The organism is Chitinivorax tropicus (genome assembly GCF_014202905.1).
GTDB classification, from domain to species: Bacteria; Pseudomonadota; Gammaproteobacteria; order Burkholderiales; family SCOH01; genus Chitinivorax; species Chitinivorax tropicus.
Genome location: NZ_JACHHY010000015.1, coordinates 64,353 through 91,308, shown reverse-complemented (window position 1 = coordinate 91,308; position 26,956 = coordinate 64,353). Strand labels below are relative to the sequence as shown.

Here is a 26,956-nt window from a genome sequence, read left to right as displayed (position 1 = left end):
CATGAACACATCGCCATTTCAATTAAGCCGCAATCCATTCGGTCGCCTGATCCTGACCCTACCAGACGGCAGCCGCCATGAGGGGGTACTGCCGGTGCGAGCCTTTCCCATAGCGGCTCCTGAGCAAGGCATTGCGTTGGTGGACATCGATGGCCATGAGGTGGCCTGGATAGACCACCTGCATGACCTGCCTGCCGATACGCGATCGATGATGGAGAGCGAACTGGCCAGTCGCGAATTCATGCCAGAGATTGTGAAGCTCAAGCAGGTTTCGACTTTTGCCACCCCCAGCACCTGGGAGGTCGACACCACGCGCGGCACAACCAGCTTCATTCTCAAGGGCGAGGAAGATATCCGGCGGCTACCTGGCGGAACCTTGTTGATAGCGGACAGCCACGGTGTGCAATTCATGATCCGTGACCTGTTCGCCATGGATCGTCACAGCAGAAAACTGCTGGATCGTTTTCTGTGAGCCGCCGCCAGCACAACCTCGTATTGCTGGCAGGCGTGGCGTATGCGCTGATCAACGCCCCCACCCTGGGCGAATCCATACGTTGCCACTATCAATATGGTGGGGAGCAACATGTGGTAACCGCCCGGGCCACCACCCAGCCCTACTCGGTGGATAATCTACAAATCGGGTCTTATTTTCAGCTGCGGATCGTGTTCCAACGCACACCCGCTGACCTAGCCAGCATCAAGCTGTATGTATTCGCTGATCGCGAACACGGCCCCACGCCGATTCAGCAGGCCAGTTATCACTACCCACCTGCCCGTCACCCTCGCTATGGCTTCACGGGGCTGCAGTTCATCTATGAACCAGTGCGTGATGGCGAATTGCAGTACTGGTGTGAATGGCTACCGACCAACCCAGCGGACTGACCCCTATGCCCCATCGACCCTCGCTTGCCTGCCTACCTGCCATGCTGATGGCTGCTGCAGTCTGCACAGGATTCGCCGCCCAGGCTGGCCAAGCCGCCGAGCAATCCACTGTGTCTTTGGTATTCGTCGGTGACATCATGCTGGATGACGGACCTGGCCAGACCATTGCCCAAGGGCAAGATCCGTTTCGGCATGTGGATGCGCTGCTGAAAGCTGCCGACTTCCGTATTGGCAATCTGGAATGTCCGATTGCCACAACGGGCCAGCCACTGGACAACAAGATCTTCACCTTTCGCGCCAAACCCAGTGTCCTACCCCTGCTGAAAGGGCGATTCGATGCCTTGTCCGTCGCCAACAACCACGCAGGTGACTATGGCAAGCCAGCATTCGTAGAGACACTGGATTGGTTGAAGAAAACTGGCATTCAGGCCTTCGGCGGTGGGGTGAATCTGACAGAAGCACACATCCCGCTATGGCTACACCGCCATGGCTTGCGCATTGCGGTGCTGGGTTACAACGAATTCAAACCTCGCTCATTCGAAGCGGGCAGCAATTGGCCTGGCGTCGCCTGGAGCGAAGACAGTCATGTGGTAGCGGATATCCGCGCAGCACGGCAGGCCGGGGCCGATATCATCATCCCCTTCATGCACTGGGGCTGGGAGCGAGAGCCGACGCCCACCGAGCGGCAACGCCAGCTGGCCCGGCTGATGATCGATGCCGGTGCCGACGCCGTGGTCGGTGCGCACCCACACATCACACAAGGCGCGGAGCTTTATCGAGGCAAGCCCATCATCTACAGCCTGGGCAATTTCGTGTTCGACAGCTTCACCACGCCCGCCACCCGTACCGGCTGGATCTTACGGATGAAGTTGGATAAGCAAGGCGTGGTGAGTTGGACAACACAAGCCGTGATGGCTGATGAAGCGGGCACACCCCACCCCATCAACGATGGCGACACACCTTGTGGACAAAGGGGCATCACTGCCATCCAATCCTGCGGGATGCCCCGCAGCCCGTCTTGACAGCCCTAGGCAAGCGTACTATCCATTGGCTATCCATTCGAGAGTGATTTGTCCCGGAGCCCGGCACCCACCTATTACCGATTGCATCATGCCAATGGGGTTGTGTGTAACGAAATGGGCTTGAGGTTGAAGATATCGTAGCAGTGCGGGCGGTTTGGTCGATCATTGGCTCGCTGAATTCGGCCATTGGTCATCGCACATGTATCCGGGGATACGACTCAGTATCGTGCACCACGCCAACCATGCTCATAAAGTCGCAACGATATCTGGTTGTATGTTGCCTTGGGCACATTGTTTCATGACCTGACTCAGGCTTTATGAGGCGCCCTGCTGATGAGGAGCATCGCCGCGACCGGTCGACAGGCGGCTATCATGCCACCTGCCGACCGGGTACTGGTTAGAGCATTGTGTTATGTTCCAGACCACAGCAGTACTCGCATCTGATTCGGACCGATTGGGTCAGCAACGGTTGCGCCCCTTCCCCAGATGTGATCGTTACGTGTGGCGTTATCACCCATGTGCGCATACATGGCAGTCGCATATATGGTTGGGCCATTCGGTGCACCAAAAGTGTTCGTGGCAGGTTGAATTTCCCAGGCCGTCCGGAACCAAGCATCGATAACAGTCCAACCAGCCAATGTGAGCTCCGCAAGGCGTGAGCCTTCGCTGGTGTTGTCATAGGTAATCGCACCATAGCCGAGGAATACATGCAGGCCATCAAAGATTCCACGCCAGCGGTCAAAGGCATTGCCGATTCCGGTAGTAAAGTGATTGCTTTGATGCGGACCGCAGGCAGCAATCGCAATCCATTCCAAATCCTGCTGACCATATAGATCATCCGGACTACCAGGGCTGGCCCCGACTTCACTGAAATGCAGGAAGGTATCGTTAGGTGCATTAAATACCCAACCGTCGGAATTGGCATGTCCCGTATAGAACGCAAAGTCGACGGCATCGACCCATAGATCATCATTAGCATTCCAGTCTGATTCCCAGGCATTGCCCTCACCCCAGTTGAACCGTATTGTCCAGCCCGCAGCAGATAGCCGATCCACGAAGCCCTGCGCATTGGCTTGGCTACCTGGCAATCCCTGACTCGCGCCAATCCATGAGGTGCCAGCTTCGTTTACCGCATCGTCTGCAGTGAGTGGATAGACAGCAGACGGATTGAGTTGTATACCGCCTACGACTTCACCGAAGTTGACTGCGCCCAATGGCGGTAACATTGCCACTTGACGAGACATTTGCGGAACCAGGTCGTGTTGGTTGAAGTTGGGGCCGTACTTGGTTGCCGCTATCATGGTATACCGCAGTGGCAGCCGCTTTCCGGCAACATTGGCTTCCGCTTTGATCACCCAGACTGGGGCAAGATGTTCCTGCTTTTCAAATGCAGGTGCCGCGTAATAGGCCAGGAACGACTCAACACGCGTCAGGTGCAATTTGCCAACGGATTGCTTGAATTGAGATTCAGCCTCAGCCCGCGACATGATCTCTTCATTACTGCTTACCCCTGTAATTGGTCGCCACACACCGTGGTAACCAATGATTGCGCCTTGATCACCCACCGCCACTTTAAACTTACCACCCCCTCCGACTACAGGCAGAGCGCGCTCCCTGCCTTGGCCAGACTTCACGACAACCTCAACCTGGTAATTGACCTGTCTATCGAGAATAGTTTTAGCGGAAGCAGCAGATGTCGTATCAGTCGCCATGCCTGTTTCACTATATCCAGCAAACGAGACCCGGGTGTAGGGCTGGTTGTTGGGTAACAGCTTCAGCTGGGACAAGAACTGATCAGCGAGCTTCCTTGTTTTGGTCTGATCAGGCAGCAGAGGCTTGAGATTGGTATTCCAAAGTTGCGTGACGTCCCTGGCAAAGATTCCGCCGCTGGCTTTGTTCAATTCGACCTCTTTGTTTTCAACCCGGTGAATAACAACATCCCGTTTGTCTTGAATATCTGCGGCAAAAGGCAAGCTGCCACCATACAGGCTGGTCAACACCGCATTGGCTTTGTTGTAATTCACTTCTGGATCGGTCAATTTGAAAACGGGAAGTTGCTCTGCTGGGAGCATGGATGGTGCAAAGCCAATGCAGATCGCCAGAATGCAACACGGCCTATACCACATCGATTGCTTACGTCGTTTCGTTTCAGTACTCATGATTGGCTCCTAAACTGAAAGACAGTGGTGCTACTCACGTAGCGCGTTCGCACAACCGATTACACACATTTGTTATGTTCAAAGGGGAGGAAATGGAAGAAACAATGCTGAGCACAATAAAAGGTGCAGAATACTTTGATGCCTAAGTGTTGATTGGATGGGAACAACGCGACGAATTCATATCAAAGCAGGCGGCGACTATCAGCGACAGTTTAAATAAAGGTACCGGATTGTAAAAAACGAATAAATCTTGCTTACAACGCAAACTGTACTGATACAAGCAGGCGTACATTGAAACACATGCAAATTGCGTTCCAATTCATTTAAAATAAATTGCATTTCACATATCACATACAGCATGAATGTTTTACATATTGGATCGCAATAATTTAAGATTATTAACAAATAATAATCTAGTGATTGACGTGGAATTTTATTTCAATCAAGTGTAAGAAAACCTGACATACGCTCCGCGAAAAATTTAGCTGAATTGGTAGCGTGTATGTTCACTTGCCATTGCCAATAGCCAATATGAATAATTTCGAATTCCATCACTTAATAGCATTGGTTTAGGTAGGTTTGTTATCTAATGTAAAAAGCACCGACACCACCAGATTCTATTATTGTGGGATATGCCAACTTGATCTGAGCTTAGCCAAGCGGTCAGCTGTTAGGCGCAGTTAACGCGCTAATCCTGTACGGCCCAATTCCGCCAACATGCGCATATTCGATCCAAGTCACTTTTGCAGTATCTTCTGGAGAAGACCGGCATTGATAGCTCAAACCATATAGACTGCTGCATTTTTTAATGTATAATTAACATTTTCAACATATAGCCAACTTCGGAATAGCAGCTAAGTGAAGGAATGATCCGCACTAGCTTTCAGGCAAAGCAAAAATTGAGCATGAAACTTAGCCGGCTACACCCGCTGGAAATTGTGTTGTACATATTTCAAAGTATTTGTTACATGTTGCCGCTTCGACGAGATTACAATGTGTGACGAAATTTACATACCCATCTAACTCAATGGAAAAATGTGCTGCCTCGCCTTACGTCAATGCCATATCCGAGTTCACATCCGCCGTCTTACAATTAAACTTTATCACCTTTTAATAAAAATATATTGCCCAACCCTACCTTCCTTAACCACGCATTACAATTTAAATAGATCATGATTGCACTTAAGAATATATCCCTACTCATCTCCGTTGCAATGTTAGCTGCATGCACGACAGTCCCTCCTACCCCTCAAAAAAGTCTAACCGACTTGGATCGGAATAAAGGCTACACCGTCAAGCACTCTACAGCCCTTGACCTCGAGACTCATACCTTAAGGCCATTAAATGAGTCAAAAGATGTATTGTATGCTCAGAACTTCGGAGGCGGCGGCGTGGGGTTAGGCCTATTGCTTGGCCCCATAGGAGTGGCTGCGAACATCGCAATGATAAAATCACAAACGGATCAAGATGTCGAAAAACTCACCACATTCAAAAAAATCAAATCCGAGGCATTGTTTAGCGAATCTGCCGTTGAAAACAAATTAGATTTGAAGAATAGCGGTCTAAATGTCTCGCCTTATATTTACCTGCAAAAAACAGAAAGCAATGAAGGAGAATTGAAAATCGTTCCGGCAGCTGCTATTTATATTGAAATGAGTGATGCAGAGAGGACAAGAAGAAATCGCTACGTTTACCAGCTAGATCGCGAGTTTACATTAGAGCAACTAGCCTCCCTTTCCGAGACCGAGGTTATCAAGCTGCAGAGTGATTTTAAAAAATCATACAGTCATCTTATTTCATTCATCAAGTCAGAGAGTGATTCCGACAATGCGGAAATTAAATTTGATTCTAAATTTATAACACCAAGGCTTGAGTTTGAACTGAGCGGAAAATTAATTAATGATTCCAATGGAAGAGTTTGGGTTAGACTGCCTGATGGCGTCTTCTCCTTAACAAAAAAATATTTCTCACCAAAGAGTTAGGATTTCGCCACAACAATCCCAAAGCATTTAATGCTTTGGGATTGTTAGCTTGGGTGTACAGTGTCAGAATGTTTAAGGGCGTCTGCTAGTTAAGTGGATGTCCGAAATCTCTGCACAACATGACACACTTTGAGGACAAAGGGGCATCATCACCATGCTGCCTTGTCTGCATGCCCCCGAATCACCCTGAGAAGACCTGAATTCATAGCAATCTTGCTATGAATTCCTCGCGGCATCCTTCTTTCCGAAAGGGTTGCAATACATGACTGGCTACGGGATAGCTCGATAGCATGGATTGCAACGCAAGCAACTTTCCTGCCGGCAGCCATGCCTCATGCACCGTGGTGCGGATCTGATGTGGCACACCAGATAGCAGCAGCTGATTCAACGATGCTTCTGCTGCCCGGCCACTGCCAGGTGTGGCGGTCAGCTGATCATAGTCCGCCCACAGGGTTTTCACGTCCAAACCGACCCAGTCGCACAGTGGCAGCACCTTGTCCAGCCTGGCTGGGTAGCACCCAGCGGTATGCAAGCCCACGCGGAACCCCATCGCTTTGACCGCCGCCATGGCGGCAGGCAGCGCCTTGTCAACCGTTGCCTCCCCCCCGGAGAACACTACGGCGTCCAGCAGGCCCACGCGCTGTTGCAGGAACTGCTGCACCGCCGACCACGCCAGCTGACCACCTTGGCCCCGTGCTTGCAGATGTGGGTTGTGACAGTAGCCACAACGCCACGGGCAGCCTTGCACCCAGACGACAGCCGACAGTTGGCCCGGGTAGTCTAGCGTGGAAAATGGGGTGAGACCCGCCACCTGCAATGCGTCAGCAGGTGGTATATGGGTTGTCCTCATGGGGTGGGCTGACCTTGCTCAGGCTCGTTGAAGAAGCAACGCTCCCGGTGCTCACCTTGTTTGCCGATGTTGAATGAAGCCACTGGCCGGTGATAGCCCATGACACGCGTCCAGACTTCACAGCGGGTGCGCTGGCCTGTGGGTAGTTGGTGGACTTGGTTGCGTGGTGTGTTCATCTGTCCTTCCTTTCCTGATTCAACATTGACAAGATTTAGCCTGCTGCTCTGCCAGCAAGGTGGCATCGCAGATCGGGCAGAATTCGTGTTCCCCAGCCAGATAGCCATGCCTGGGGCAGATCGAGAATGTCGGGGTGATGGTCAGGTATGGCAGCCGAAACCGCGACAATGCACGCTTCACCAGTTGTTTGCAGGCCTCTGCCGATGACACCCGCTCATTCATATACAGATGCAGCACCGTGCCACCGGTGTATTTGCGCTGCAGCGCATCCTGCCGGGCTAAGGCCTCGAATGGATCGTCAGTGAAGCCAACCGGCAACTGGCTGGAATTGGTGTAATAGGGCTGGGCCGGGGTGCCTGCCTGCAGGATGTCCGGGAAGCGCTTTTTGTCTTCTTTTGCAAAGCGGTAGGTCGTGCCCTCAGCTGGTGTGGCCTCCAGGTTGTAGAGGTGGCCGGTTTCCTCCTGAAATGCCACGATCCGGTCACGGATATGGTCAAGTACCCGGCAGGCAAAGGCATGCCCCCAATCGGTGGTGATATCGTGGGCATCTTGTGTGAAATTACGGATCATTTCGTTGATGCCATTCACGCCCAGCGTCGAGAAATGGTTACGTAGGGTACCCAGATAGCGTTTGGTGTACGGAAACAGCCCATTGTCGATATGCCGCTGGATGACCTTACGCTTGATCTCCAGGCTTTGTTTGCCCAGCACCAGCAGGTGGTCGATCTGCTGGAACAAGCCTTGTTCATCGCCTCGATATTGGTAGCCGATCCGTGCACAGTTCAGCGTCACCACCCCTAGCGAGCCAGTCTGCTCTGCAGAGCCGAACAGACCATTCCCCCGCTTCAACAGCTCGCGCAGATCCAACTGCAGGCGGCAGCACATCGAGCGGATCATATGTGGTTGCAGCTCGGAATTGAGGAAGTTCTGAAAATAAGGCAAACCATATTTAGCAGTCATTTCGAACAACCGCTGCGCATTGGGGCTGTCCCAATCAAAATCCGGCGTGATGTTGTAGGTCGGGATCGGAAAGGTGAATACCCGGCCCTTGGCATCACCTTCCATCATCACCTCGATATAGGTTTGATTGATCAGGTCCATCTCGGCCTGCAGCTCGCCATAGGTGAAAGGCATCTCCTCACCGCCGACATAAGGCACCTGCTCACGCAGATCGGCGGGGCATACCCAGTCGAAGGTCAGGTTGGTGAAAGGCGTCTGGGTGCCCCACCGGCTAGGCACATTGAGGTTGTAGATCAGCTCCTGCATCGCCTGCTTGACCTCGGCATGACCCAGGCCATCCTTGCGAATGAAAGGCGCCATATAGGTATCAAAGGACGAGAACGCCTGGGCGCCAGCCCATTCGTTTTGCAACGTACCGAGGAAATTGACGATCTGACCAATCGCACTCGACAGATGCTTGGGCGGGGTCGCCTCCACCTTGCCGGGCACACCATTCAAGCCCTCGTGCAGCAAGGTGCGCAGGCTCCAGCCCGCACAATAGCCAGACAGCATGTCCAGATCATGGATATGCAGATCTGCCTCGCGATGTGCCTGGCCCACCGCTGGCGGATAGACATGCGACAACCAATAGTTGGCCACCACCTTGCCCGATACGTTCAGGATCAGGCCACCCAGGCTATAGCCCTGATTGGCATTGGCGTTCACACGCCAGTCCTGCTGATCCAGGTATTCATTGATACTGCGCGCGACATCGACCAACGTCCGGTGATCCTGCCGCAGCGCTGCATGCTGCTCGCGGTAGACGATGTAAGCCCTGGCCGTGGCAACATAGCCAGCTGCCAGCAATGCCTGCTCCACCCTGTCTTGTATGGCCTCGATCTGCATCGGGTCACGACGGAAATGCCGTGTCAATGCAATGACCACCTGGCTGGTCAGCCGCTCGCACTCCGCCACGCCGAATTCACCACTGGCCTGGCTGGCTTTGGCCAAGGCCTGACGGATTTTACCGGCATCGAACGGGACATGGCGGCCATCCCGTTTGATGACTTCACTGGGCAGGCTCACAACAGGGCTCATCTTCACCTCACCACTATCAATTGATCACTGACCAAATAGTAGACCAATATATTGTGTATTTTCACATCAAACATTGATTCTCTTGACACACATCAAGCCCGACCTGACCATGGCTTTTCTGGTGCTATCCGGTTTTGCTGACATCGATCAATAGAATTCCGATATATCCGTATTTGCAACTATACTGAAAAGCAGCGCCAGTCCATCTGATGGCCGCAAGGAGGAAGTGACGTGCCTGCCAATCACCAGCGCATTGCTGAAGCTCACTTGGTTGTTGGTGAGCCGTTACCGTGGGATGTGTACGACCAGCAAGGGCATCTGCTGTTGCGAAAAGGTTTTGTACTGGAGTCAGACGCCCAGATCGAGCGACTGATCGACACCGGCTTGTACGTGGATCGCGACGAGCTGGCCGCGACGGAAAAAGCGGCGTCGGAAGGCGAAGGCGCCCAATCTGCCGTGATGCCGTTGCTACAGGCACGCGAAAAGCTGGAGACCATGCCACAGCTCTTGAAATCCCCCACGCCACAGCTGAATGAAACGATTGGCGACATTGCCAAACTGATCCAACGTGCGTGCCAGATCAACACCGATATCGCCCTGGCCTTCATCCAACAACGGCAGAAAGGCAGCTATGCCGTGCGGCACCATGCCGACTGCGCCATCCTGGCCTGTGTTCTGGGGCGCAGCATGAAACTGGCCGAACCAGATCTGCACTCCTTGCTGTGCGCGGCGCTGACCATGAATCTAGGCATGATCGAGGTGCAGGACAAACTGAACACCATCACCGGCGAGCTGGCCCCTGCGGTGAAAACAGCCATTCGCGGCCACCCCAGAAAGGGGCGAGACATCCTGCATTTGGCCACCGTAGCCGATGATCTGTGGCTGGAGATCGTCATGCAGCATCATGAGGCGGAAGATGGCTCGGGGTATCCAGTCGGGTTGAAAGGGGATCAGATCACTTTATGCGCCAAACTGTTGAATATCGCTGACCGCTATTGCGCCCGCATCTCGGTGCGCGGCGAACGCGCCGTCGCTCTGCCCAATGCCGTGCTGCGGGATATCTTGCTGGAGAGCGGTCATGCCATCGCCCCGGAAATCGCTGCCCATTTCATCAAGATCATCGGCATCTACCCGCCTGGCACCATGGTTCGCCTTGCCAATGGTGAGATCGGCGTGGTCAGCAAGCGCTCAGACAATACAGCGACACCTTGGGTGCATTCAGTGATCGGCCCTTTCGGCGTCGATCTGGAATTCCCGATCCGCCGTAAAACCAGCGAGGCGCTGTACACCATCCGAGAGGCCGTTGACAGCCGCAAATATCGGATGCCATTCCGCATGTACCCGGTCTGGGGCAAGGAAGCCGCCGGTGGCTGATCAGCCTGATGCGGCCACAGGCCACGTCCTGTGCTAAGCTAGCCCGATTCTTCTGACTGGAACAACACCATGATGATTGACGCCAACCGCTCGTGGTTGCTGGTTGTGGATATACAGGAAAAACTGGTCGCCGCCGTCCACCAGGCCGATCAGTTCGTCGAGAACTGCGCTTGGCTGGTCGAGTTGGCCGCCATGGTCGGCGTGCCCATTGTCTTTTCCGAGCAATACCCCAAGGGGCTTGGCCACACGCTGCCACGCCTGACAGACCTGGCGCCCGCAGCCCAGGTGGTCGAAAAAGTCCATTTCTCCTGCCTGTCCGCAAATTGCCTGCCCAGCGAGCTGCTGTCTCAGCGCAAACAGGTGATCATCTGCGGCATGGAAAGCCACGTCTGCGTGCTGCAAACCACGCTGGGGCTGATCAATGAAGGCAAGGAAGTCTACGTAGTAGCGGACGTCGTCTCATCGCGCACCACGCACGATATCCAGCTGGCACTGGCCCGCATGCAACAGGCCGGCGCAGTGATCGTCAGCCGTGAAATGGTGCTGTTCGAATGGCTGCGCCAAGCTGGCACACCTCAATTCAAAGCAGTCAGCGCACGTTTCCTGCAGGCCACGCGCCCTGCTGTCTAACCCCTGCAACCGTGAAGACGGGGCCGATTGGCCCCGCCAGCTGTGTTGGCAAACTCAAACCAGCGTCTGCTCCAATACTGTTGCCAGGATGGCCAAACCTTCTTCCACCAAGGCGTCAGGTGCCGTGAGCGGCATCAGGAAGCGGATCACATTTGCATAGGTGCCGCAGGACAACAAAATCAACCCCGCTTGCGCTGCGGCCAGCACCACAGCCTTGGTCACATCGGCATCGGGCTGATGTGCATCGCCTTGTTTGACGAATTCCATGGCCACCATGGCACCTTTGCCACGTACCTCACCGATCCGCTGCGGGTAACGGGCCTGCAATGCCTTCAGGCGTGCGAGCAGCAGCTCGCCAAGGGTCTGCGAGCGCTGCACCAGCTGCTCATCTTCAATCACCTTCAACACCGCCAATGCTGCCGCGATGGCCACAGGCGAGCCCGCGTAGGTGCCACCGAGACCGCCTGGCGCAGGCGCATCCATCACGGCGGCCCGCCCCACCACCGCTGCCAGTGGGTAGCCACCTGCCAGTGATTTGGCCATGGTCATCAAATCGGCCTCCACATCATATTGCTGCATGGCAAACATCGTGCCGGTGCGGGCAAAGCCCGTTTGAATCTCATCTGCAATCAACAGGATGCCGTGCTGGTCGCAAATTTGCCGCAATGCTCGCATCAGCTCAGGTGGCGCCGCATAGAAACCACCCTCGCCCTGTACCGGCTCCAGAATGATCGCCGCCACCCGGCTGGGCTCGATGCTGCATTTGAATAGGCTGTGGATCGCAGCGATGGAGTCCTCCACCGTCACGCCGTGGTATTCGATGGGAAACGGCACATGATGGATCTCTGCCGGAAATGGCCCGAACCCCGCCTTATAAGGCACCACTTTGCCGGTCAGCCCCATCGCATAATGGGTGCGACCATGAAACCCACCGGTGAAAGCGATCACGCCGGAGCGGCCTGTTGCCGCACGAGCGATCTTGATGGCATTCTCGACGGCCTCTGCGCCAGTCGAGACAAAAAATGCCTTCTTCTCGCCACTGATCGGCGCCAGGGTACATAGCTTTTCGGCCAGCTCGATGGCAGATTCGTAAGGATTGACCATCAAACAGGTGTGGCTGAATCGCTCGACCTGCTGTTGCACAGCCAGGTTGATCACTGGGTGGCTGTGGCCGGTATTCAACACTGCGATGCCACCGGCGAAATCGATGTATCGCTTGCCTTCGACATCCCACATCTCAGCATTGCGTGCACGTTCGATGTAGATGGGATGGAGTGCGCCCATGCCCCGCGGAAAGACCGCGTTGCGCCGTTGATGTAGTTCTGTATTGCTTGCCATTTGCTGAATCCCTACCCAGTGAAGTTGAACGATGCGGGCTGCCACCAAGCCCTAAAACATGGCCGAGACAAGGGGCCGGTCATCTCAGCCGGGTGCAAGCCTATCGCAGCCACACCGATCGACAGTAGTGTCAACGGCATACCATTTCCGGCACACCGTTGCCATCGGCACAATCAGGCGCCAATACCATCGATACAGATGTATTTCACCTCGACATATTCATCGATACCATATTTGGAGCCCTCGCGCCCGATGCCAGACTCTTTGACCCCGCCAAATGGTGCGACCTCGGTGGAGATCAGGCCGCTATTGACTCCGACCATGCCATATTCCAGGGCCTCGGCCACACGGAACACACGCCCTACATCCCGAGTATAGAAATAACTGGCCAAACCGAATTCAGTATCGTTGGCCATCTGTACCGCCTCTGCCTCGGTCTTGAAGCGGAACACGGGCGCCAGCGGGCCGAAGGTTTCCTCTTTGGCCACCAACATGGCGGTGGTCACATCGGCAATCAGCGTGGGCTCGAAAAAGCTGCCGCCCAAGGTGTGGCGCTTGCCACCGGCGATCAGACGCCCACCTTTGGCCAAGGCATCGGCAATGTGTTCCTCCACCTTGCTGACGGCATTCATGTCGATCAGCGGGCCCTGGTTGACGCCGTCGTCCGCCCCATTACCCACCTTGAGCTTGGCGACGGCCTCGGCCAGCTTGGCGACAAAGGCCTCGTAGACGCCCTCCTGCACCAGCAGCCGGTTGACACAGACGCAGGTCTGGCCGCTGTTGCGGTACTTGGAGGCCATGGCCCCCGCCACTGCGGCATCCAAGTCTGCGTCGTCAAAGACGATGAACGGCGCGTTGCCGCCCAGCTCCAGCGAGAGCTTCTTGATGGTGCCCGCACACTGCGCCATCAGCTTCTTGCCGACCTCGGTCGAGCCGGTAAAGCTCAGCTTGCGCACAATCGGGCTGTTGGTCAGCTCCGCACCGATAACCGTCGAAGAACCCGTCACCACATTGAACACCCCTTTGGGGATGCCCGCGCGGTGTGCCAGTTCAGCCAGTGCCAGCGCAGAATAAGGCGTCTGCGTGGCAGGCTTGACGACAATGGTGCAACCTGCGGCCAAGGCTGGGCCCGCCTTGCGGGTAATCATGGCATTGGGAAAATTCCATGGGGTGATGGCCGCGCAGACCCCGATGGGCTCTTTGCTCACCAGCAATCGGCGCCCAGGTGTGGGCGTGGGAATCGTATCGCCATACAGCCGCTTGGCCTCTTCGGCGAACCATTCGATGAAACTGGCACCATAGGCGATTTCACCCCGGCTTTCAGTCAACGACTTACCCTGTTCGGCAGTCAGCAGCTGGGCCAGGTCTTCCTGGTTGGCCATCATCAGCTCATACCAACGGCGCAGGATGGTCGCACGTTCCTTGGCGGTTTTCGCGCGCCAGCCTGTCTGCGCCGCCTGCGCAGCGGCAATGGCACGCTGGGTATCGGCTGCGGTCACGCTGGGGATGGTACCCAATTGATCGGCGGTGGCCGGGTTGGTGACTGCGATGGTGCGGCCATCTGCTGCATCACACCATTCGCCATCGATATAGCACTGCTGGCGCAGCAGCGTCGGGTCTTTGAGTTGCATGGGACATTCCTTGATCAGTCGGTTAAGTCAGTGTTTCAAGACAACTGGAAAATTGGCCGACCAATCGATCGACGTCAGCCATGGTGGTATCAGGACATACCAGCATCATGTTATGGAAAGGCGTGATCAACACCCCCCGGTTGAGCAGATACAAGTGAAGGATGTGTTCCAGCTCGTCATCCAATGTGGCATCCGCCTCGGTACCATTCCGTGGCGGGGTTGGCGTGAACTGGAACTCCGTACGGGCGCCGACCTGGGTCACGCACCAGGGCAGCCCAGCTTGCTGGATTGCTCCGCGCAGCCCCGTTGCCAAGTGCTCGGCCAGCGAAAACATGTGTTGATAAGCCGCGTTGGTCATCACGGACTCCAGATTGGCACGGATCGCCGCCATGGCCAGCATATTGGCCGTCAAGGTCGTGCCGATGCCGGAATGCCCAGGCGGGGCTTCACTCTTCGCTTTACGCATGCGGGCGGCAACCGATTCGGTGAAACCATACACCGCGCAGGGCACCCCTCCGCCGATCGGCTTACCCAGCACGAACAGATCAGGTCGTAAATCATGAGCCCGGCAATAGCCACCCGGCCCGGTCGAGATGGTGTGCGTTTCATCGATCACCAGCAAGGCGCCGTGACGTTGTATCAACTGCTGGGCCGCAGCCCAGAAGCCTGGTTGCGGCAGCACCATGCCGATATTGGTCATGGCCGGCTCCGCCAGCACACAGGCAATATCGCCTTGTTGCAGCGCGGCTTCCAGCGCATCCAGATCATTGAATTCCACCACAACGGTATGGCGGGTCAGGTCATACACTTGCCCCAGCAGGCTGGCGCGCTGCACCGGCTGCCCAGCCACCAGGTCAACGAATACATCATCAGCCGTGCCGTGGTAACAACCATTGAACACCAGGATCTTGCTACGCCCAGTCACCGCGCGTGCCCAGCGGATCACAAAGCGATTGGCGTCGGTGGCGGTCATCGCAAATTGCCAGAAAGGCAGACCAAAGCGTGCCGCCAACAGCTCACCGACAATGGCCGCATCCTCAGAGGGCAGCATGGTGGTGAAGCCCTTGGCGGTCTGAGCGGCCACCGCCGCTGCAACCGGGCCGGGTGCATGGCCGAACATGGCGCCGGTGTCTCCCAGGCAGAAATCGACATATTCGTGGCCATCCACATCGCAAAAACCCGCCCCTTGGGCCGATGCGACAAACAACGAAAAAGGCGTTGACCAGTCGATCATCCAATGTAGCGGCACTCCATACAGCAAATGCCGATCCGCCCGTTTTGACAACGCCAGCGACTGGGGATGGTGAGCCGCGAAATGCTCACGCTCACGTTGCATCAATGCTTGCGCACGCGGCCAATCGAGGCCCTGTCGGGTGGACTGCGGCATGGTGATCTCCATGGGCAAGGTCATTGTCGTCCAGCTCCAGCTGGCAACGCCACCGACGGGTTACAGTCCATGGCGGCGCCATCTGCTTCCGGCTGTCAATATCCCACTTGCCAAATCAGCGGGTTGATGCAAGTGTTCAAAATATGCGCATAATACTGCCAACAACGGTGAATATTTTCAACACCCAAAATACACACCGACACCACGCCGGGGGTTATATGAAACCGATCCTGATCACACAACACATCGCAGCCGATGGGCCGGGCCATCTCGCCGTGCATCTGTCACGCCACCAGCTGCCCTATCAAATCTGCCGATTGTTTGCGGGCGATGTGCTGCCCACGGATGCAACGGCCTTCTCCGGCCTGGCCATTCTGGGTGGGCCGATGAGCGTCAATGACAAGCTGCCCTGGATCGCGCAGGAGTTGGCGCTGATTGGCCACGCTGTCAGCCAGCGCGTCCCTGTGATCGGCCACTGCCTGGGCGGTCAATTGCTGTCGAAAGCACTGGGCGGTGTGGTGACCGCTTCCCCACATGTTGAAATCGGCTGGTCGGACATCCAACCAGCCAACCCCGCCGTCTGCCGCGACTGGTTTGGCGGCGCCAACCCCGCCCTTCTGTTCCAATGGCACAACGAAACCTTCAGCCTGCCCACCGGAGCCGAGCTGCTGGCGATTGGTCGTCACTGCCCCAACCAGGCTTATCTGGTGGATGGCCTGCACCTGGGCATGCAGTTTCATTGCGAGGTGGATGCCGCAAAGGTGATGGGCTGGGTGGATACCTGTCAGGCGGACATCGCGGCAGCGGCCCACTCGCCAGGCGTCCAATCAGCCGCCGGCATCAAAGCCTCATTGGCCCGCCTCCTGCCGATCAGCAACCGACTGGCCGAGGCGATCTATGACCGCTGGCTGCAGGGTATCAGACGCCCTTGATCCCTAGCCTAGCCCATCCGACCTATCGATCACGGGCCCTCGGTTACCGTAGACTCGGGTCGAAGGGCGGTGGCTACCGTTTGGCAGTACAGACGGAATACAACCTGAATGCAGTGGGATCAATTGCCAGCAGCGCAGCCTGCTCGCATAAGACGCATCAAATATAGTCTATAACGAATATGATCGACGCCCTGCACAGATACCAAAGCAATGCATTTCGTACTATACAGAAGCGGGTAGCTCAGCAACGGACGCCAGACCTGACATTGAGATGACAATCGCCAGACCAGGTCTTGTTGACACGGTTTCGTAGTTCTTGAAGTGGTTTTCCTTGTGAACCGCCAGCCTGCGTTCCGGACACGTAAGCTGGCAATAACGATAAGCAGAGGTCGTTCATGAAGCTCTCAACCCGACTGGCCATCATTGTCGTCAGTACCATCATTGGTCTGATCACCATCACGATGATTGCCCTGACCACCATCAAGCACACCATGCAGAAAGAGCGTGAAATGCAGATCACCACGCTGCTGCGGCTGACGCACAAGATGGTGAGCCACTATCAGGAACAGGAACAGAGCGGCAAACTGACCAAGGAAGCCGCACAAAGCCAGGCCAAGGCGGCGGTCAAAAGCATGCGCTTCGAAGATGATTACTTTTTCATGCGCGACATGAACGACACAATGCTGATCCACCCAGACCCGAAGCGGGAGGGCAAGCACGACCCAGGGACAAAACTGCCAGACGGGCGTTACTCCGCGCAGGTATACCGAGATGCCGTGGCCAACAAGCCGATCGGCTTTGCCCAAACCTATGTCGCACGGCCACGATCGACTGATAAGGAAGTCAAATACCCCAAACTCAATGGGGTCATCAAATTTGAGCCCTGGGGTTGGATCATCGGTATCGGGTTCTTTACCGACGACATCGAGTCAACCTACTGGAGCTACGCGACCAGCTTCATCCTGGCGGGCAGCATCGTGGTGGTCGTGGTGGTGCTGTTGGCCTTTGGCATGTCGCGACGCATCTACGCGGTGCTAGGTGGCGAGCCAGCATATGCAGCGGCAGTGGCCGTCGAGATCGCCAATGGCAATCTCAGCCAACAGGTCAGCACCAACCAGCGACACGATAGCCTGCTGTCGTCGATTGCCCGCATGCAGACCAGCCTGCGCGGCATGATCGATGGCATTCAGCAAGGGTCCAATGCCCTGGGTGGCTCGGCGGCCAATTTGACAGCGCAGATGGTCCATATCAACGATGCCGCCCGTAGCTCATCCGACGCCACCACTGCCACAGCAGCGGCAGTCCAGCAAATGACCTCCAGTGTGGAGCAGATCTCGCAAAGCGCACGGGAAACCGAGCTCAACTCGGAACGCTCAACGGTGCTGGCAGCCAATGGTGAAAAGCTGGTCAGCCAGGCAGCCCACGAAATTCAACGCGTGTCGGATCAGATCGACTCGGCGTCACAGCAGATTCATGGCTTGATGGAGCGCTCGCGTGAAATCGGTGGCATTGCCGCAGTGATCAAGGAGATTGCAGACCAGACCAACCTGCTGGCGCTGAACGCAGCCATTGAAGCGGCCCGGGCGGGCGAGCAAGGGCGGGGCTTTGCAGTGGTCGCGGATGAAGTCCGCAAGCTGGCAGAGCGCACCAGCGGCGCAACCGAACAAATCACCGGCATGATCCAAGGCATACAGCACGACACCCAATCCGTGGTATCCAGCATGCAGGCGGTCACCCCGCAGGTGGCCAAGGGCGTTTCCATGGCAGAACAGGCTGCCGAGTCGCTACGGGAAATCAGCGAAGGTGCACGCGATACACTCGGCAAAATACGCAGTGTCGCCCATGCCACCTCTGAGCAAAGCACGGCCAGCAACAGCATCGCCAGCAATATCGATCGTATCGCCGCCATGGTGGATTCCGCTGCTGAGTCGGTGCGACAGGCCAATCAGACGGTACGCTCTCTGGAGCAATTGTCAGTGGATCTCCGCGCATCGGTTTCGCAATTCCGCTTGTGAACACGGTCATCGCCGCCAACAAGGGCCAATTCAGTTGGCCCTTTTCTGTTTGCTGGCCCAGGCCCTGTATCTGACCCTTATGCTTTCTACGCTTTTCAACTGCACCAGACAAAAGGAGAACCCAAATGGCTACGGTGCGTTACCTGGTTCACGATGTCGATCAGTCTTTGCCTTTCTATCTGGCGCTTGGCTTCACCGAGCTGGAGCGATGGGGGCCACCATTTGTCATGTTGGAACGTGATGGTTTGACACTCTGGCTGAGCGGCCCAGGCACTTCAGCCCAGCGCCCGCTCGACAACGGTGCCATCCCGGCGCCAGGTGGGTGGAACCGACTGGTCATTGAAGTCGACGATCTCGATGAAGCGCTACAGGCACTGCGGGCAATGGGCGCAGAATTACGCGGGGCGCCTGTCAGCGGGCCCGGCGGCAGGCAGGTATTGGTCGATGATCCATCTGGCAACCCGATCGAGCTGTTCGAAAACCGGGAGGCTTGATCACAGAAACCGATCCCGTCATCCCGCCCCGCCACCGGGTCGGTGATGGCCGTCCCAGCCACCCATCACATCGCCATCGGTAGTCAAAACCGACGCGCTGCGCTACATTCCCAGACAAATCGCCAAGCTGATCAAAGGCCCGACGACGCCTTCCTGCCCTGCCCCCCTGTGGCCAACAGGTGCCTCGTCGGTCATCGACGCCTACTCGTAAGGAGATTCGGATGGATGCCGCCCCGCTTGACCCCAGCACCTTGTCGCCGTACTGGATGCCGTTTTCGCACAACCGCTACTTCAAGCAGCATCACACCCTGCGCATGCTGGATCGCGCCGATGGCGTCTACTACACCACCCGTGAAGGCCAACGGCTGTTTGACTGCCTCTCGGGCCTGTGGTGTTGTGGGCTGGGGCATCGGCACCCACGTATCATGGATGCCATTCGCCAGCAGCTGGACGTGCTCGACTATGGTACGGCTTTTCAGATGGGCTATGAGCCGACCTTCCGATTGGCGCAACGTATTGTGGACATGGCACCGCCAGGGTTCGGGCAGGTATTTTTCGTGAATTCCGGCTCAGAGGCGGTCGATACCGCCCTGAAAATGGCGCTGGCCTATCACCGCGCACGCGGCGAGGCCCACCGCACCCGCTTCATCGGGCGCGAAAAGGGATATCACGGGGTAGGGTTCGGCGGCATGTCGGTGGGGGGGATGGTGGCGAATCGTAAAATGTTTGCCGCTGGCATGATACCCGGTGTGGATCACCTGCCCCATACCCACAACCTGCAGGAAATGGCGTTCTCCAAAGGCCAACCGACCTGGGGGGCGCATCTGGCCGATGAGTTGGAGCGGCTGGTTGCACTGCATGATGCTTCGACCGTGGCGGCAGTGATCGTCGAGCCCATGCAAGGCTCTGCTGGCGTCATCGTGCCGCCAGTCGGCTATCTACAACGACTGCGCGAGATTTGTGACAAGTATGGCATCCTGCTGATTTTCGATGAGGTGATCACCGGGTTTGGCCGCATGGGCGCCGCTTTTGGCGCACAATATTTCGCGGTCACCCCCGATATGATCACCTTTGCCAAAGGGATCAACAATGGCAGCGTGCCACTGGGGGGCGTGCTGACCAAGCATGCGATCTACGAGGCTTGCATGGCCGGGCCAGACCACATGGTCGAGTTCTTCCATGGCTACACCTATTCCGGCCACCCACTGGCGGTGGCCGCTGCGCACGCCACGCTGGACGTGCTGAGTGAGGAAGGCATCTTTGAACAGGTCAACCAGCTCGTGCCAGTCTTGGAAAGTGCCGTACACAGCCTCAAAGGTGAAGCGGACATCGTCGATATCCGCAACTGCGGTCTGGCCGCTGCGGTCGAGCTGGCACCCATCCCTGGCAAACCGGGGCTCAGGGCCTTGCAAGTGTTTGAAGCAGGGCTCAAACGAGGCATGCTGTTCCGCTTCAGTGGCGACATGATTGCAATGGGCCCGCCTTTTGTCTCAACAGCCCAACAATTGCATGACATGGCATCCGTGCTTCGCGACGCAATCCGCGACAGCCGTTAAAGTCAGCCGAGCCGATTCATCGCCAGGTTTGGTAGACATGGCGCACCAAAGCCAGCCGTGCAAAAAAGCGCGAGGATTGGCCACCTGAACACGCATGGGCTCTGCCACTGCGGTCGATTCCGCTCTATACTGTAGAAATCGGCGCATCAGGCTCCGATTATCATTGTTTTCGGCGATAGGATTCACACATATGCTGCAACTTGCTGGGGTTGTCTTGATGGGTTTGGGCCTGCTTTGCGGTACAGGGTTGTTGGTGGCGCCCTTTGGCCTGCTGCCCACCACGCCCGGTTTGACGCTGTTTCTGCTATTCCCCGGCCTGCTGCTGGTGGGGTATGTGCTGATGGTCATGTCTGCGCCCACACCTCAGATCATACTGATCTCACGGACGGTCTCTACGTTGTTGATGATTCTGGGCCTGCTCGCTGTCACCGCACTGGTGATGATCACCATGGCCATCCTTCCCCCGGATGAGCCCACACTGACTCTTTGGTATGTATTGGTGGTCGGGTTCGCATTTGGCGGCATCGGCACGCTCACCAATCGCGGCAAGGCTACATCGTGAATCTGCACAATCATCTTGCACTCACTGGATGCCCGATGGCTTCGTCACATAGCTGACGCCCCCACCAGAGCCCGCTGTAACAGCGGGCTGCAAGGCGGGTGGCACGCTGCCGCCAAACCCACCCACGACGACTCAGGCCAGCACGGTGATCCGCCCTGGCCTGGATGAGGTCTATCAATCAGTGCCCCATCAATCGACTCACCTCGTTCAGGATGGCTTGGCTGCCCACCTGCCCACCGTTGCGCCGTTTGAATTCTGCCACCTCATACTCGATCGTCCGGCGTGACACATCCTGCACATCGACCTTACCTTCAACCGGGGTCCATTGCCCCAGATCATAGAATTGGCCATTCACGCGGATCGAGTAATAACCCAGCACCGCGGACCGTTTGACTTTCGATAGCACGACTTCGCGCATCGCAGCGACCGACTTTCCGACAACCGACCCGGCCACAATGTTCTGCTCGGATGCCTGACGTTGTATGGAGCCCGCATTGGCGACATTGTCATCGATCAAGATCGCAAAAATGGCCATTTCCATAGCAGTGTTCTGATTCGAGCAAGCATAGGCAAACGCCACCACCGGGTCTTCCGAGCAGGAAATGCCCTGTGTGCGATAACCATCGTTATCAAATATGGCATTGACATTACTAGTGCCGCGATAATTGGCTAAGCCGTAATTGAACAAGCTCCATACGCCACCAACCAGATCACGCTGTCGGCAGCCCCTGTATACAATTTGCATTTTTCCAGCTCCATGAACGTATTCATCATTGTACCGGCAGCTTCGGTATTGACGGATGGATGCAGCCCTAAGGCCAGGGTCATTCCTTGACTGCCATTTCCGGCATCTGCTGCTACGCCGAGAAACTGCTATTCAGAGTGCATAGCACCCAGAAGAGTTCCAATGCAAACGTGATGATTTTCCATCTTGGAATCTTGAAATATTTAACAGTCTGGCGCAAAAAGCACTGTTGCCTCGCAACATCAAGCTGGAAAGGGGTATCGGGCTTGATTCATCGAGGCTTCCATGAAGAAACAATCCGCTGTCATTTTCCCATCACTTCAGATGCTGGCCCATGATCTGATCAACATTGATCTTCTTCAGCCCATCATTGAAAAGCTTGGCGAGTTTTTCCCCTTCCGGGCCTTTCTTGAAACAAATGAATAGATTTTTATCCTCCAGCAGTTTGCCGTTGAATTTGAGCTTACCTTTGAGTGATTTCAGATCCTTATCATTGCTCAACAGGTAATTCATGACATTTTGATCAACCACCGCCAGGTCGATACGCCCTCCCCCCAACTTGAGCAGATTCTTGCTGTCGTCGGTTGCCACATCGACCTTCAGCTGCTTGGCCGCCACCATGCCGTCAAATTCATCGGTATTCACATAGTCTTGAACCACGCCGATCTTCTTGCTGGCCAGGTCGCTCAATCTGCTCCAGCTGATCGGGGCATCGGCACGCTCGGCAAACCCTAACGGGCCCTTGCCGATTGGATCGGAATAATGAAAAGTCTTGGCATTGTCGGTGGAGTGATATTCAGGGAAGTACCCCATATGGGTCTTGCTGGTCTTGACCAGACCAACTGCGCGTGACCAGGGGTAGAATTCGATCTTGAGCTTATAGCCCATGGCCTCGAAAGCCGCCTTGGCCACCGCAGCGGACGCGCCTTGGTTTTGCAATGCCTGCCCGGTGTAAGGAGGCCATTCCAACGAGGTCAAGGTGATGGTTTTATCGTCAGCCCACCCACTGGAGAAAGCCGCCATATACAATAAGGCCGACCAATATGCTGCACCTTTCATTTACGCCACCCCTTTTCTGATTGCCACCATCACACTGCCACCCATCCGATAGGCCCGTTGCGGCGACTGCCTCGCCACCCTCTGTTGCGTCAGATTTGAGTGTAGCTGCTGGATGTAAATTGGCCAGCAAGCGGGCTGCCCGATGTGTCGCATATGCTGTCTGTGGCACGACGCTGATAGGCATCTCAATGAATGGAACGCGATAGGGTGGCGCCAGTGGTGTAAAGTACACTCAACCACCATTTGTGGCCCCGCCTTACCACCAACCAGGGAACCGACACCATGGCCGATCCGTTCAACCCCAATGATGCGTTCAACTTCTTCCGCAATTTGTGGAAGCCACTAGAAGCCCCGATGCAGGCAATGTTTCCGCCAGTGAGCGAAGAGGAGCTGGATCGGAAGATCCAGGAATTGAAAGTGGTGGAAAGCTGGCTGGTCGCCAATGTCAACATGCTGCAGATGACCATCAAAACCTTGGAGCTGCAGAAGGCCGCTTTCGCGGCCATGAAGCCTGCTGACAAACCGAAAGCCGATCCAGGCAGACCCTGACCCTGGATGCCGCAGCAGCCAGGATGGGCCTAGCTGCGGGATTCAGCCAGCAGCCTGCCGATCAAGGCGTCTTTTTCCAGCCAAAGCTCATGCACCCATTGTTGGATGTCGGTTTTGAAGGTCGGGTCGTTTTGATAATCCTTGCCGACGAAATGCATAGGGATCGGCAGGGTTTCCACCTCCACCACCACACGCCCCATCTTGCCGCAGAGAAAACCCCAGAAGGTCGGGATGCCGTCTGGATAGACGATGGTGACATTGAGGAACGACTGGAACTTGTCACCCATCGCATTCAGCGCCAGGGCGATCCCCCCTGCCTTGGGTTTGAGCAGGTGCTGGTAAGGGGACTGCTGACGCTGGTGCTTGGCGGACGTGTAGCGCGTGCCTTCCAGAAAATTCATGACACTTGTGGGAATCAACGCAAATTTCTCACAAGCCTTGCGCGTGGTTTCCAGATCCTTGCCGCGCTGATCGGGGTGCTTTTGCAAATAGGCCTCGCTGTGACGGCGCATGAATGGGAAATCCAGAGCCCACCACGCCAGCCCCATGATCGGCACCCAGATCAGCTCTCGTTTCAGGAAAAACTTCAATAAAGGGATACGACGCCCGAATATATGTTGCAGGACAAAGATATCAACCCAGCTCTGGTGATTGCTGTTGACCAGATACCAACCGTGATACTGCAGCTGATCAGCGCCACGTACTGTCCAGTTCATCGGCTGGGTCAGGCGCATCCAGCCGCTATTGCCGGATACCCAGTTCTCGGCAAAAAAATTCAACAATCGATCAATCACGATACGAACCGGCTTGAAAGGCAGCACCAGCTTGATCACCGCGAAACCCAGCAGCAGCGAGGCACAGAACAGGATATTGAGAAACAGCAGCAGTGAAGCCAAAACCCCGATGACGGGAGCAGGCAGGAAAGAAAGCATGATTCCCCGGATTCTCCAATGTGGATTGTACTGAGGCTCTGCCGACACGGTTACACGCCGACAGAACCTGGCAATTATCCCATGACCGGCAGGAAACACCCAGCCCTGGGGCCTAGGCCGGACACAACCAGGGTGATCCACGCTGGTCAAGGGTGGGCGGGCACCATTGGCGGTGACGGAATTACTGTGTAAATTTGCACCATAATCGAATATCATGTACTTTATAAACAGCTTAAAGTAGTTGCGTTAGCTATATGAATTTCTTAAAAAACCTGAAAAATTTCCGGAAAAAAAAGGCCCAGGCCGTACCGAATACCCACTCGCCGCTGCCGCCACAACTGGCGGGGCTGCTGCGTGAGTCGTGGTGGTTGGTCATGGTAGTGGCAGCCATCTATCTGGTCCTGGTGCTGCTTTCCTATCACCCGGGTGATCCGGGCTGGTCGCATAGCGCAACGCGCCCAGGGCTGCATAATCGTGGCGGACAGGTCGGCGCCTGGGTGGCCGATGTGCTGCTTTCCTTGTTCGGCGTATCCGCCTGGTGGTGGGTCGTGTTCTGCGTATCAGCCATCTGGTGGGGCTATAAACGCATCGATCGGGTCATGAGCTCGCCCAAGCCAGTGTTGATCATCGGCATGATGGGTTTTCTGATGTTGCTGATTTCTTCGTGCGGGATCGAATCGCTACGGCTGCACTCCATCCACATTTCGCTCCCAATGGCGCCGGGCGGGCTGCTGGGCGAGGTGATCGGCAACAAGCTGCATCAGGTATTCGGCTTCACTGGCGCTACGCTGGTGATGTTGGCGACCATGGCCATTGGGTTCTCCCTATATAGCGGCATGTCCTGGTTGACTGTCATGGAAAGACTGGGCGGCTGGATTGAGGACAGCCTATTTAAAGCCCGCGACAACCTGGAGGCCTGGCAGGATCGGAAGATCGGCAAAGCAGCGCAGGTGGAGCGCGAAGTCAAAGTCAAGACAGAGAAGAAGAAGCTGGATGAGGCAGCGCCCATCCACATCGAGGAGCCGGTTCTGGAGATCCCGGTCGCCAAAAAGGTGGAAAGGGAGATCGAGAAGGAGAAGAAAAAGGAAATCCAGCCTGTGTTGTTCGAGGATCTGCCCTCACCCGATGCGTCAGGCGAGCTGCCGCCAGTCACCTTGCTGGCCCCGCCACCACCAGTGCAGGAGAGCGTAGCGCACGATGTGCTGGAATTCACATCACGTCTGATCGAACGCAAGCTGGCAGATTTCGGCGTAGAGGTCAAAGTAGTGGCGGCCTATCCAGGCCCGGTCATCACCCGCTACGAGATCGAGCCTGCCGTGGGGGTTAAAGGCGCACAGATCGTCAACCTGATGAAGGATCTGGCCCGTGCGTTAGGCCTGGTCAGCATCCGCGTGGTCGAGACGATTCCTGGCAAGACCTATATGGGCCTGGAGCTGCCCAACCCAAAACGGCAGACCGTCCGCCTGTCTGAATTGCTCTCCTCCGAGCCCTATGCGCAGAGCAGCTCGTTGCTGACCATGGTGCTGGGCAAGGACATTGCCGGTAAGCCCGTGGTGGCAGACCTCGGCAAAATGCCGCATTTGCTGGTTGCGGGCACCACCGGCTCCGGCAAGTCAGTCGGGGTGAATGCGATGATTCTGTCGCTGCTGTACAAGGCCGCTCCACACGATGTCCGTTTCATCATGGTGGATCCGAAAATGCTGGAGCTGTCGGTGTATGAGGGCATACCACATCTGCTGGCCCCCGTGGTCACCGACATGAAACTAGCCGCCAACGCCCTGAATTGGTGCGTGGCGGAGATGGAAAAGCGCTATCGCCTGATGTCGGCCATGGGGGTGCGTAATATCGCGGGCTACAACCAGAAGCTCAAGGATGCAGACAAAGCCGGCAAAAAGATCACCAACCCATTCAGCCTGACACCGGACGACCCGGAGCCGCTGGAATGTCTACCCTTCATCGTGGTAGTGGTGGATGAATTCGCTGATCTGATGATGGTGGCGGGTAAAAAAATCGAGGAATTGATCGCCCGCCTGGCACAGAAAGCCCGTGCAGCAGGCATCCACCTGATCCTGGCTACCCAGCGCCCTTCGGTAGATGTGATCACCGGCTTGATCAAAGCCAACATCCCGACCCGGATGGCTTTCCAGGTATCCAGCAAGGTCGATTCCCGCACCATCCTCGACCAGATGGGGGCAGAAGCCCTGCTGGGCCAAGGTGACATGCTGTTCCTGCCCCCTGGCACCGGCTACCCACAGCGGGTACATGGCGCGTTCGTGGCGGATGACGAAGTCCACAAAGTCGTGGAGCACCTGAAACAGACCGGCGAACCCAACTATGTGGAGGGCATCCTGTCTGGCGAAGCGCTGACTGGCAGTGGCGGGGATGCCACCGGAGGCGGGGGGGGCGAGGCGGACGGCGAGGCCGACCCACTTTACGATGAAGCCGTGGCCATTGTGTTGAAAACACGCCGGGCTTCGATCTCCGCCGTGCAACGGCACCTACGCATCGGCTATAACCGCGCTGCCCGCCTGATCGAACAGATGGAGACAGCAGGTCTGGTCTCACCCATGGAAGCAAACGGCAATCGAACAGTGCTCGCGCCCAACCGCGAGGAATGACCACACACCACCACCCGGCCTTTGG

23 protein-coding genes are annotated in these 26,956 nt (G+C 56.2%); 13 read left to right on the top strand and 10 right to left on the bottom strand.

What is annotated here, in order from left to right:
- Nucleotide 1: 1 nt before the first annotated feature.
- From HNQ59_RS12635 to HNQ59_RS12625, 3 genes are read left to right on the top strand one after another with little or no spacing between them, the layout of a single operon-like run.
- The gene (locus HNQ59_RS12635) at nt 2-472 is read left to right on the top strand and encodes a cyanophycin metabolism-associated DUF1854 family protein (protein ID WP_184039891.1); all 471 of its coding nucleotides are present in this window, start codon (nt 2-4) and stop codon (nt 470-472) included.
- Nucleotides 469-882: a hypothetical protein gene (locus HNQ59_RS12630; protein WP_343074266.1), complete on the top strand. Its 414-nt coding sequence runs from the start codon at nt 469-471 to the stop codon at nt 880-882. The genes HNQ59_RS12635 and HNQ59_RS12630 overlap by 4 nt, the downstream gene beginning before the upstream one ends.
- Before the next feature lie 5 nt (nt 883-887).
- Nucleotides 888-1,904 (top strand): CapA family protein, encoded by a 1,017-nt coding sequence (locus tag HNQ59_RS12625; protein WP_343074264.1) that lies wholly within the window; start codon nt 888-890, stop codon nt 1,902-1,904.
- Nucleotides 1,905-2,314: 410 nt separating this feature from the next.
- Here the strand turns inward: HNQ59_RS12625 and HNQ59_RS12620 are convergent, their stop codons facing one another.
- Nucleotides 2,315-3,877 (bottom strand): DUF6345 domain-containing protein, encoded by a 1,563-nt coding sequence (locus tag HNQ59_RS12620; RefSeq protein ID WP_184039888.1) that lies wholly within the window; start codon nt 3,875-3,877, stop codon nt 2,315-2,317.
- A gap of 1,358 nt (nt 3,878-5,235) precedes the next feature.
- Here HNQ59_RS12620 and HNQ59_RS12615 point away from each other — a divergent pair.
- Nucleotides 5,236-6,045: a hypothetical protein gene (locus HNQ59_RS12615; protein ID WP_184039885.1), complete on the top strand. Its 810-nt coding sequence runs from the start codon at nt 5,236-5,238 to the stop codon at nt 6,043-6,045.
- A gap of 202 nt (nt 6,046-6,247) precedes the next feature.
- Here HNQ59_RS12615 and HNQ59_RS12610 read toward each other — a convergent pair whose 3' ends face one another.
- Genes HNQ59_RS12610 through HNQ59_RS12600 form a run of 3 tightly spaced genes read right to left on the bottom strand, consistent with a single transcriptional unit; the run spans nt 6,248 to nt 9,109 of the window.
- Nucleotides 6,248-6,895: an anaerobic ribonucleoside-triphosphate reductase activating protein gene (locus HNQ59_RS12610; protein ID WP_184039882.1), complete on the bottom strand. Its 648-nt coding sequence runs from the start codon at nt 6,893-6,895 to the stop codon at nt 6,248-6,250.
- Nucleotides 6,892-7,071, bottom strand: a complete 180-nt coding sequence (nrdD, locus tag HNQ59_RS19845) for an anaerobic ribonucleoside-triphosphate reductase (protein WP_184039879.1) — start codon at nt 7,069-7,071, stop codon at nt 6,892-6,894. Before nrdD ends, HNQ59_RS12610 begins: the two co-directional genes overlap by 4 nt.
- A gap of 19 nt (nt 7,072-7,090) precedes the next feature.
- Entirely contained in the window at nt 7,091-9,109 is a 2,019-nt protein-coding gene (locus HNQ59_RS12600) for a ribonucleoside triphosphate reductase (RefSeq protein ID WP_184039876.1), read from the bottom strand.
- Nucleotides 9,110-9,340: 231 nt separating this feature from the next.
- Here HNQ59_RS12600 and HNQ59_RS19675 point away from each other — a divergent pair, with 231 nt between their 5' ends.
- Nucleotides 9,341-10,483 (top strand): HD domain-containing phosphohydrolase, encoded by a 1,143-nt coding sequence (locus HNQ59_RS19675; RefSeq protein WP_184039873.1) that lies wholly within the window; start codon nt 9,341-9,343, stop codon nt 10,481-10,483.
- A gap of 69 nt (nt 10,484-10,552) precedes the next feature.
- Nucleotides 10,553-11,113, top strand: coding sequence for a hydrolase (locus HNQ59_RS12590; protein WP_184039870.1), 561 nt, complete (start codon nt 10,553-10,555; stop codon nt 11,111-11,113).
- Nucleotides 11,114-11,167: 54 nt separating this feature from the next.
- Here the strand turns inward: HNQ59_RS12590 and gabT are convergent, their stop codons facing one another.
- The 3 genes from gabT to HNQ59_RS12575 all read right to left on the bottom strand — a co-directional run bounded on the left by gabT (nt 11,168) and on the right by HNQ59_RS12575 (nt 15,493).
- Entirely contained in the window at nt 11,168-12,451 is a 1,284-nt protein-coding gene (gabT, locus tag HNQ59_RS12585) for a 4-aminobutyrate--2-oxoglutarate transaminase (protein WP_184039867.1), read from the bottom strand.
- 173 nt (nt 12,452-12,624) lie between these two features.
- Entirely contained in the window at nt 12,625-14,082 is a 1,458-nt protein-coding gene (gabD, locus tag HNQ59_RS12580; RefSeq protein WP_184039864.1) for an NADP-dependent succinate-semialdehyde dehydrogenase, read from the bottom strand.
- Nucleotides 14,083-14,104: 22 nt separating this feature from the next.
- Nucleotides 14,105-15,493 carry an aspartate aminotransferase family protein gene (locus tag HNQ59_RS12575; protein ID WP_425491389.1) on the bottom strand — a complete coding sequence of 463 codons (1,389 nt, stop codon included), beginning with the start codon at nt 15,491-15,493 and terminating at the stop codon, nt 14,105-14,107.
- 194 nt (nt 15,494-15,687) lie between these two features.
- Between HNQ59_RS12575 and HNQ59_RS12570 the strand changes: the two genes are divergently transcribed.
- The 5 genes from HNQ59_RS12570 to HNQ59_RS12550 all read left to right on the top strand — a co-directional run bounded on the left by HNQ59_RS12570 (nt 15,688) and on the right by HNQ59_RS12550 (nt 21,028).
- Nucleotides 15,688-16,401, top strand: a complete 714-nt coding sequence (locus tag HNQ59_RS12570) for a type 1 glutamine amidotransferase (RefSeq protein ID WP_184039861.1) — start codon at nt 15,688-15,690, stop codon at nt 16,399-16,401.
- Nucleotides 16,402-16,796: 395 nt separating this feature from the next.
- Nucleotides 16,797-18,416: a methyl-accepting chemotaxis protein gene (locus HNQ59_RS12565; protein ID WP_184039858.1), complete on the top strand. Its 1,620-nt coding sequence runs from the start codon at nt 16,797-16,799 to the stop codon at nt 18,414-18,416.
- Between the two features lie 125 nt (nt 18,417-18,541).
- Nucleotides 18,542-18,910 (top strand): VOC family protein, encoded by a 369-nt coding sequence (locus HNQ59_RS12560; RefSeq protein ID WP_184039855.1) that lies wholly within the window; start codon nt 18,542-18,544, stop codon nt 18,908-18,910.
- 221 nt (nt 18,911-19,131) lie between these two features.
- Complete coding sequence (aptA, locus tag HNQ59_RS12555) at nt 19,132-20,466, top strand: omega-aminotransferase AptA (protein WP_184039852.1); 1,335 nt, start codon at nt 19,132-19,134, stop codon at nt 20,464-20,466.
- 190 nt (nt 20,467-20,656) lie between these two features.
- Entirely contained in the window at nt 20,657-21,028 is a 372-nt protein-coding gene (locus HNQ59_RS12550; protein ID WP_184039849.1) for a hypothetical protein, read from the top strand.
- A gap of 178 nt (nt 21,029-21,206) precedes the next feature.
- Here the strand turns inward: HNQ59_RS12550 and HNQ59_RS12545 are convergent, their stop codons facing one another.
- Both HNQ59_RS12545 and HNQ59_RS12540 read right to left on the bottom strand, forming a co-directional pair.
- The gene (locus HNQ59_RS12545) at nt 21,207-21,773 is read right to left on the bottom strand and encodes a hypothetical protein (protein WP_184039846.1); all 567 of its coding nucleotides are present in this window, start codon (nt 21,771-21,773) and stop codon (nt 21,207-21,209) included.
- A gap of 315 nt (nt 21,774-22,088) precedes the next feature.
- Nucleotides 22,089-22,832 carry a substrate-binding periplasmic protein gene (locus HNQ59_RS12540; protein WP_184039844.1) on the bottom strand — a complete coding sequence of 248 codons (744 nt, stop codon included), beginning with the start codon at nt 22,830-22,832 and terminating at the stop codon, nt 22,089-22,091.
- 282 nt (nt 22,833-23,114) lie between these two features.
- Between HNQ59_RS12540 and HNQ59_RS12535 the strand changes: the two genes are divergently transcribed.
- A complete protein-coding gene (locus HNQ59_RS12535; protein ID WP_184039842.1) occupies nt 23,115-23,381 on the top strand; it encodes a PhaM family polyhydroxyalkanoate granule multifunctional regulatory protein in 267 nt (88 codons plus the stop codon).
- 29 nt (nt 23,382-23,410) lie between these two features.
- Here HNQ59_RS12535 and HNQ59_RS12530 read toward each other — a convergent pair whose 3' ends face one another.
- Nucleotides 23,411-24,313, bottom strand: coding sequence for an acyltransferase (locus HNQ59_RS12530; protein WP_184039839.1), 903 nt, complete (start codon nt 24,311-24,313; stop codon nt 23,411-23,413).
- 254 nt (nt 24,314-24,567) lie between these two features.
- On the opposite strand from HNQ59_RS12530, the gene HNQ59_RS12525 reads away from it, so the two are divergent.
- Nucleotides 24,568-26,931: a DNA translocase FtsK gene (locus tag HNQ59_RS12525; RefSeq protein WP_184039836.1), complete on the top strand. Its 2,364-nt coding sequence runs from the start codon at nt 24,568-24,570 to the stop codon at nt 26,929-26,931.
- Nucleotides 26,932-26,956 lie beyond the last annotated feature (25 nt).

What these genes read in the sequence shown, in the direction of transcription:
- HNQ59_RS12550 (WP_184039849.1), top strand. Translation starts at nt 20,657, where the DNA reads ATGCTGCAACTTGCTGGGGTTGTCTTGATGGGTTTGGGCCTGCTTTGC.
- HNQ59_RS12615 (WP_184039885.1), top strand. Translation starts at nt 5,236, where the DNA reads ATGATTGCACTTAAGAATATATCCCTACTCATCTCCGTTGCAATGTTA.
- HNQ59_RS12610 (WP_184039882.1), bottom strand. Translation starts at nt 6,895, where the DNA reads ATGAGGACAACCCATATACCACCTGCTGACGCATTGCAGGTGGCGGGT.
- HNQ59_RS12535 (WP_184039842.1), top strand. Translation starts at nt 23,115, where the DNA reads ATGGCCGATCCGTTCAACCCCAATGATGCGTTCAACTTCTTCCGCAAT.
- HNQ59_RS12600 (WP_184039876.1), bottom strand. Translation starts at nt 9,109, where the DNA reads ATGAGCCCTGTTGTGAGCCTGCCCAGTGAAGTCATCAAACGGGATGGC.
- HNQ59_RS12560 (WP_184039855.1), top strand. Translation starts at nt 18,542, where the DNA reads ATGGCTACGGTGCGTTACCTGGTTCACGATGTCGATCAGTCTTTGCCT.
- HNQ59_RS12575 (WP_425491389.1), bottom strand. Translation starts at nt 15,493, where the DNA reads ATGACCTTGCCCATGGAGATCACCATGCCGCAGTCCACCCGACAGGGC.
- HNQ59_RS12635 (WP_184039891.1), top strand. Translation starts at nt 2, where the DNA reads ATGAACACATCGCCATTTCAATTAAGCCGCAATCCATTCGGTCGCCTG.
- HNQ59_RS12590 (WP_184039870.1), top strand. Translation starts at nt 10,553, where the DNA reads ATGATGATTGACGCCAACCGCTCGTGGTTGCTGGTTGTGGATATACAG.
- HNQ59_RS12565 (WP_184039858.1), top strand. Translation starts at nt 16,797, where the DNA reads ATGAAGCTCTCAACCCGACTGGCCATCATTGTCGTCAGTACCATCATT.
- gabD (WP_184039864.1), bottom strand. Translation starts at nt 14,082, where the DNA reads ATGCAACTCAAAGACCCGACGCTGCTGCGCCAGCAGTGCTATATCGAT.
- HNQ59_RS12540 (WP_184039844.1), bottom strand. Translation starts at nt 22,832, where the DNA reads ATGAAAGGTGCAGCATATTGGTCGGCCTTATTGTATATGGCGGCTTTC.
- HNQ59_RS12570 (WP_184039861.1), top strand. Translation starts at nt 15,688, where the DNA reads ATGAAACCGATCCTGATCACACAACACATCGCAGCCGATGGGCCGGGC.
- aptA (WP_184039852.1), top strand. Translation starts at nt 19,132, where the DNA reads ATGGATGCCGCCCCGCTTGACCCCAGCACCTTGTCGCCGTACTGGATG.
- HNQ59_RS12525 (WP_184039836.1), top strand. Translation starts at nt 24,568, where the DNA reads ATGAATTTCTTAAAAAACCTGAAAAATTTCCGGAAAAAAAAGGCCCAG.
- gabT (WP_184039867.1), bottom strand. Translation starts at nt 12,451, where the DNA reads ATGGCAAGCAATACAGAACTACATCAACGGCGCAACGCGGTCTTTCCG.
- HNQ59_RS12530 (WP_184039839.1), bottom strand. Translation starts at nt 24,313, where the DNA reads ATGCTTTCTTTCCTGCCTGCTCCCGTCATCGGGGTTTTGGCTTCACTG.
- nrdD (WP_184039879.1), bottom strand. Translation starts at nt 7,071, where the DNA reads ATGAACACACCACGCAACCAAGTCCACCAACTACCCACAGGCCAGCGC.
- HNQ59_RS12545 (WP_184039846.1), bottom strand. Translation starts at nt 21,773, where the DNA reads ATGCAAATTGTATACAGGGGCTGCCGACAGCGTGATCTGGTTGGTGGC.
- HNQ59_RS12625 (WP_343074264.1), top strand. Translation starts at nt 888, where the DNA reads ATGCCCCATCGACCCTCGCTTGCCTGCCTACCTGCCATGCTGATGGCT.